Source organism: Acinetobacter sp. 778_lipA (genome assembly GCF_058242985.1).
Genome location: NZ_JBZAYT010000001.1, coordinates 4,447,966 through 4,455,115, shown reverse-complemented (window position 1 = coordinate 4,455,115; position 7,150 = coordinate 4,447,966). Strand labels below are relative to the sequence as shown.

Sequence of the window (7,150 nt, the reverse complement as noted above, 5' to 3'; positions counted from 1 at the left end):
TTGTTAACTGTAACACTTGTAAACGTAGGTGTTGCACTTGTAGCAACTGAATAAGTTATTGAACCATCCGCTGCTGTTGTAGGAGTAACGACTATATTGCTACCACTTATTACTGTTCTTTTTGATGCTTTAATCGCATCATCAATAGTCGTTTTACCCGTTCCACCAATATTAGTAGGTGCTGTGTAAGTATTCGTTACAGGATCATAAGCAGCATTTCCACCTAGAACATTTTTCAGATTTGTATGTGTATCATCATATGCTTTATCTAATTGTGCGACTGTAACTGCATCAGATGCAGCAGAACCATCAGCCACATTCTGAATACGACGGTTGCCTGTTACAGTTCCATTACCAACAGATACCGCTCCAACAGTAGGAGCAGCTTGTGATGTTAAAAATCCTGTTCCAGTAATAGCTGTCGTTGTAGAGCCATTACCCAAAGCAACACTATTATCAATACTAGCTATAGCAGAAGTACCGAGTGCAGTCGAGTTAGCTCCTGTGGCTTGAGCACCATTCCCCAATGCTGTACTATTTGTGTTATTTGCAGTTGCAGCATTACCAAGTGCGGTCGAATTAGCTCCTGTGGCTTGAGCACCTGGACCCACACCTACAGCAAAAGAACCTGCTTGGGTATTTCTTCCCATAGCCACACCACCAACTGCAACACCACTATTTGCAGTTACTGTTGCTCCTCCACCGATCGCAATTGCATAATTATTACCACCCGCATTAGAATTATCACCAATTGCGATTTGTGCGAATGTAGTTGTTTTTGCACCATTACCTAAAGCAATCTGCCCTCCAGTTCCTGCTGGATTGCTACTAGCAATATTACTATTACTCGCATTTGTACCAATCGCAATATTATTCAGAGATTCAGTACCAACAGCGCCTGTAAAAGCATTTTTACCAATCGCAATTGTCCCAGTATTAGTTGCCCTAGATTGGCCACCAATCGCAATACTATCCGTACCGGTCGACTGTGCGCCTCTAATCGTATTACCACCAATAGCAACCGAACCACTGCCAGAAGCCGTAACTGCATTTGCAATTGGTAAAACATTTCCAGAAGCAGACCCAGTAGCTGTTCCACCTAATGCTACAGCATTTTGTCCTGTTGACTGACTGCCTTCACCAAGTGCAGTACTACCAACACCAGTCGCTCGACTCTCAACCCCTAAAGCCGTACCAAAAGCATTGGCTTGACTATTATGACCCACAGCTGTACCAGCAACACCCGTAACTTCTGAAAATGCTCCATATGCAGTTGCTGCAAGATTATTATTTCCTTTAGCATTACATCCTGAAATCAAAGAAAAGGTACCTGAACCATCCGTTGCCTGTGAATTAGTCGCTCCTGGATTTATATTTCCAACAACTCCAGTAGCTCCAGTGGTACAAGTACTTGAATCTGTGTTAATAACATTTGCAGTTACATTAGAGGAAAAGGTTATCATCAAACTAACTGTTGCTGCACCAATAATCCCAGTTACTTTTGAAGACTTGGTTTTCCCTTTTGCCAATTCAGAAACTGCAACCCACGCAGACAATGTCGCATTCCAAATCACTTTGTAGATCTTATTCATATTACTTTTCCTTTAGGGGATGCATTACAGCAGCTGGTCCCGCCCCGACAATGCATATAAAATGTACAATTTTTTTTATTTAACAATTTACATACATTTAAATCAATAGAAAAAATGAGATATATTTCACTTTTTTTATTTTTTTAAACAACCGGTCTAAACTTTTACAAAAAAACAAAAAAATCTATACATTTATTTATTTTTAACTATACAAATCAATAGTTTATTTTATTACAAAAAAACATTAAGATTTATTAAATACATATTGTTCTTAAATTGACCATGTGACAAAATTTGTCACATTTATCAAAACAATGCGAGACTTAGTTTACATTTGACACATTGTTAAATTCTGATTAACTGCCTATTCTAATCCAGTTAACAATTTTTACTGCGAAATATGTCACAATAATTCTCGTTTCAATCTCTAAATACTCTCTTTATTTAGATTAAGTTAAAAATAAGACCTTTTTCTATCAATTTAAGGTGAAAATTTTTATATAAAAAAGTGATATTTATTTTAAAAACGGTTGCTGGCTATTTTGAAATTAGATAAGTGATCAGAACAAAATATACAATTGATCGTATTTTATTTTTTACATAGAAAAACCCGTATTTTCATTTGAAAACGCCACCGCATAATCAGGTTTGCTATAATTCAATTTAAAATTTAATCTGAGCATAACTTTTGAAGATCATTTTTGCAGGTACACCCGAATTTGCAGCTTCTGCTTTAGCAGCACTCATTGAAACTGATCACGAAATCGTCGCTGTGTATACTCAACCCGACCGCAAATCAGGTCGTGGACAAAAAATGACAGCTTCAGCCGTGAAACAACTTGCGCTGGCAAACAACCTACCCGTCTATCAGCCACTTCATTTCAAAGCATCGACAGACGAAGGCTTAGCCGCTCAACAAGAATTAGCAGCTTTGGGTGCAGATGTAATGGTAGTTGCGGCTTATGGTTTAATTTTGCCCCAAACCGTATTAGATACACCGCGCTATGGTTGTTTAAATATTCATGGTTCTTTGCTACCACGTTGGCGTGGTGCCGCTCCGATTCAGCGTGCCATTGCAACAGGTGATACTGAAACAGGGGTAACGATCATGAAAATGGCGGCTGGTTTAGATACAGGTGATATGATCTTTAAAACAGTTTGCCCAATCACAGCACAAGAAACCTCAGCGACTTTATATGACAAACTTGCGATTCAAGGTGCTGAAGCAATTTGTGTTGTATTAGAATCAGAACAAAAGCTACAACAATATTTAGATGCACGTGAAGTTCAAGATGAACAATTTACGGTATATGCACATAAACTCACAAAAGCTGAAGCGCAAATTGACTGGACTAAATCAGCAGTTGAACTTGATCGCAATATTCGGGCATTCAATCCTTGGCCAGTCGCATTTACACCAATAGATGAAACCAATAATTTACGTGTATGGAATTCTCAAATTTCAGATCTTACAGCCAATGGCGAAGTACCCGGAACCATTATCGAAATGAACAAACAAGGTGTACATGTACTGTGTGGAGATGGTGTGATTTGTCTGACTAGCCTACAATGGCCAGGTGGCAAAGCCATTAACCCTGTACAAATTATACAAAGCCATAAACTTTCAGTAGGAAATATATTCGCATGAGCCAAATTCAATCATCTGCAAAAAATTTGAATTTGCGCGCACAAGTGGTTAAAACACTTTTAGCTGTTCAAAATGGACAGTCTTTGGCTTCCGTTTTAAACCAACATATCAATATTGTTTCTGAACGTGATCGTGGTTTATACCATGAGCTTACTTTGGGCTGTCTACGTCAGTGGTATTCTTTAAAAGCAATTACCTTACCCTTGCTCACAAAACCATTAGAAAATGAAGCACTAGAAAGTTGCTTATATTTGGGTTTATACCAGATTTTATGCACCCGTATTCCTGCACATGCGGCGATTTCAGAAACGGTAAATGCTGCTAAGCAATTAGGTTTTGAACCGATGAGTGGTTTGGTCAATGCCATCCTTCGTCGTGTTTCACGTGAAACAACAGAGTTTCAAACGGCTTTGAATAATACCCATGGTTTACCAAGCTGGCTATTCAAACGACTAAAAAAAGATTGGGCCGATCAGCTTCCTGAAATCTGTCAAAATTTAAAACAAGTTGCTCCACTAACGCTTCGTGTCAATGAACGTCAAATTAGTCGTGATGAATATCTTGATATTTTAGATGAAGAACAGATTGATGCTCGCCCTTGTACACTTTCAGATGTTGGTATAGTTCTGGAGCAAACCGGCAACATTACTCATTTACCTGGCTTTGAAGAAGGCGGATTTTCTGTTCAAGATGAACATGCTCAATTGTGTGCAACACTGTTACCCAACTTAGATGACAAAGTCATTATCGATGCTTGTGCAGCACCGGGTGGTAAAGCAGCTCATATCTTAGAACGTTTCAATCCTAAAAAATTAATCGCGCTTGATCATGATGCTAAACGATTATTGCGTGTTTCAGAAAACTTGGAACGCCTTGAATTAAATGTTGATGCAACAGTTGAAATCATCACAGCAGATGCTACAACATGGGTGCCTAAAGAGTTGGTCGATTGCATCGTATTGGATGCACCTTGTTCTGCTATTGGTGTTATGCGTCGTCATCCTGATATCCGGTTATTGCGTCAATCTACAGATATTCAGCAAGTGGTCGATCTGCAAAAGCAAATTTTAAAGCATATGTGGCAGCAGCTTAAAGTTGGTGGAACACTACTTTATATTACATGCTCAATTCTGAAAGTTGAAAATGAACAGCAGATGGTCGAGTTTTTTGCTGAACATGCAGATGCTGAGGAAATCAAGATTGATGCAAACTGGGGAATAGAACAAATTCACGGTCGTCAATTGTTACCTGAAGCGCATCATGGTGATGGTTTCTATTATTGCAGAATTCAGAAAACCGCTTAAAAAAACGCATTAAAAAAGCAGGCTAATTAGCCTGCTTTTTTGACTCAAGTTTAAAGCGTATGATGGTCTTTGACTTCTTCCAGAACTTCATCCAATTCTTCAGGATTTTTCATCAAATGTAGGATCGATAAAATCAACCCACCCCATAAAAACACCATTGAAATAATCATCATCACGATTGCAGAAGTATTCATTTTGACGCTCCTATCGATCTTTCATTTTGCTAAGGATTAAAGCAATAACAGCACAGAAAATCACACTGCCCCAACCAAAGAACATCAACATACTTGAACTATAGGTATCGTATCCATTTTTAATCAAGCTAAAAACGGTCATACATAAAGTGACCAGCAAAATTAAAGAAGTGATTACGGTTAAAGTGAAATCCCAACCTTTACCCAGTTGAACAGTTGAAATACGATTCACGTGATCACGTAGTTCCATCAATGCTGAACGTTTAAACCATGCTATTGAAATAATTGACAATAATGCACCGCCAATAATCCCAATATTATTGATAAAGTGATCGACGATATCCACCAGTTTAATCGAATTCACACTAGAGAATAAGAAAATTGAAACCAGTGCACTGCCCCCACCAATAATGCTTACGGCTTTTTTTCGTCCCCATTTTAACTTGTCTTGCATCGCTGCAATCGGTACTTCAAGGATACTCACCATTGAAGAAATACCAGCAACAAATAATGAAGAGAAGAATAGTAAACCGAATAAATCCGCACCCGCACCTAAACTAGAAATGATTTTAGGGAAAGCAATGAAGGCCAAACCAATACCACCGCTGACCACTTGATCTACAGGTTTCCCTGCTGAAAAAGCCATAAACCCCAATGCAGCGAAGATACCAATACCCGCAAGAATTTCAGTAGAAGCATTAGCAAAACCAACGATGAGACCTGAGCCTGTTAAATTGGTTTTTGGTTTAAGATACGAGGCATAAGTCACCATAATCCCAAAACCAACAGAGAGTGAAAAGAAAGTATGGCCATATGCTGCAAGCCATACTTTATAATCCCACATTGCAGCCCAGTTCGGTGTAAAGAAAGCATTTAAACCTTGGACCGCTCCAGGTAAACGCAAAGCTTGAATAACAAGAATAGTGAATAGAATAAACAATAAAGGCATGAAAATTTTATTGGATAATTCAACCCCTTTTTTCACACCACCAAATAAGATGATCAGCGTTAATGCCCAAATTCCCACAATTGGCCAAAATAAATGACCAACAAACTGAAAATCAAAACTTGTTGATTTTGAGGTTTGTAAATAGGTATTGAAGAAGAAGTTTTCAGGATCACTGCCCCACAATTGACCTACAGAAAAGTAAACATAACTGCCTGCCCAAGTCAGTACGCTGGCATAGTACAAACCAATAATGATACAGACACAGACTTGCCACCATCCTAAAGTTTCCCCACCTTTAAATAAAGCACGATATGCTTTAGGAGGTGAGGTATTACTTTTATGCCCTGTCGCATAGTCTAAAAATAATAGCGGCAAACCTGCTGTGATAAGTGCAATTAAATATGGAATTAAAAAAGCGCCGCCACCATTTTCATAGGCAATGTAAGGAAAGCGCCAAATATTACCTAAACCGACAGCCGATCCAACAGCTGCGATAATAAAACCTGATCGTGATGTCCAGTTTTCACGAGATTCTGTCATAAAACACCTAATTCTGTAGATGTCCTCAAATGCTGCTTTTTTTCATTGTGATCTGCGAGCAAAAGAAGTACCAATTTTAAATTTTGTTGTTTGAATAAAACAGCACCTTTTGGGTCCTTTGTTATTATTTCAAACCAGTAACTTTGCAAACTTCTCGGTTAAAGTACATCAACAAAAATTACTGTTTAATGTGGTAACAATACTCGTTTTGCAGCGCTTTTTCTGTAATTTGTGTCCATTTTCCCATGTTTTTTTTACTTTTCATCACACATGGTTAATTTTTAGCTATTTTGATTGATCATTGCTTAAAATTACCTATTTCTAATTAACATTCTTGGGTAAACGATAATGCCCAATAATTTTATATGCATGCAAAATATCATTTTCACGTGTTCCATAACCGATATTATGAATGACCAAAGGTGTTTTTGACAGCATTGTGGTTTTATTGGAAATGATACCAATATGGGTTAAACCTTTACCTAAATCCCATGCCACAATATCGCCTGCTTGATATTTTTGATCACTCACTTGATAACCTTGACGCTGAAAATAGGTCATGATATTTGGAACCCGACGATGATCAATATTTCGATCAGTTGCTTTTAAGCCCCATTTTTGTGGATATTTTCTAAAATTGGCTTTCATATCTTCATGAATACGCTGTTGTAGATCTATTTCTTGATGACGTAATGCACGAATGACCACGTCTGTACAGACGCCTTTGACCAATGGAACATCCCCCATTGGATAAGACAATTGAGTATAAGCAGGATCATAATAAAGTGTTTTCCAAATCTGAGAACGTGCATCATTTACCAGTTTTTCAGATTGAAATGCCCAAATTTGTACACTCAGTAAGGAAAGTAAAACCATTAAAAATAATGAATTGAAAAATTTTATTGTCATTTTAACTCTATATA

6 protein-coding genes are annotated in these 7,150 nt (G+C 37.9%); 2 read left to right on the top strand and 4 right to left on the bottom strand.

Going from position 1 to position 7,150, the window contains the following annotated elements; genetic code table 11:
* Positions 1-1,592: YadA family autotransporter adhesin (locus AC4CUY_RS21080; RefSeq protein WP_490774648.1), on the bottom strand; the 1,592-nt coding region annotated here is incomplete at its 3' end.
* Positions 1,593-2,280: 688 nt separating this feature from the next.
* Between AC4CUY_RS21080 and fmt the strand changes: the two genes are divergently transcribed.
* Together fmt and rsmB are read left to right on the top strand one after the other, a co-directional pair.
* On the top strand, positions 2,281-3,240 hold the full coding sequence (fmt, locus tag AC4CUY_RS21075) for a methionyl-tRNA formyltransferase (RefSeq protein ID WP_336954815.1): 960 nt from the start codon (positions 2,281-2,283) through the stop codon (positions 3,238-3,240).
* Positions 3,237-4,544 (top strand): 16S rRNA (cytosine(967)-C(5))-methyltransferase RsmB, encoded by a 1,308-nt coding sequence (rsmB, locus tag AC4CUY_RS21070; RefSeq protein WP_336954814.1) that lies wholly within the window; start codon positions 3,237-3,239, stop codon positions 4,542-4,544. Before fmt ends, rsmB begins: the two co-directional genes overlap by 4 nt.
* 50 nt (positions 4,545-4,594) lie before the next feature.
* Here the strand turns inward: rsmB and AC4CUY_RS21065 are convergent, their stop codons facing one another.
* From AC4CUY_RS21065 to AC4CUY_RS21055, 3 genes are all read right to left on the bottom strand, one after another.
* Positions 4,595-4,738: a methionine/alanine import family NSS transporter small subunit gene (locus tag AC4CUY_RS21065; RefSeq protein WP_004718897.1), complete on the bottom strand. Its 144-nt coding sequence runs from the start codon at positions 4,736-4,738 to the stop codon at positions 4,595-4,597.
* 10 nt (positions 4,739-4,748) lie between these two features.
* Positions 4,749-6,227, bottom strand: a complete 1,479-nt coding sequence (locus AC4CUY_RS21060) for a sodium-dependent transporter (RefSeq protein ID WP_336954813.1) — start codon at positions 6,225-6,227, stop codon at positions 4,749-4,751.
* Between the two features lie 321 nt (positions 6,228-6,548).
* Positions 6,549-7,136 carry a DUF1287 domain-containing protein gene (locus tag AC4CUY_RS21055; RefSeq protein WP_419329254.1) on the bottom strand — a complete coding sequence of 196 codons (588 nt, stop codon included), beginning with the start codon at positions 7,134-7,136 and terminating at the stop codon, positions 6,549-6,551.
* Between the last annotated feature and the right edge of the window lie 14 nt (positions 7,137-7,150).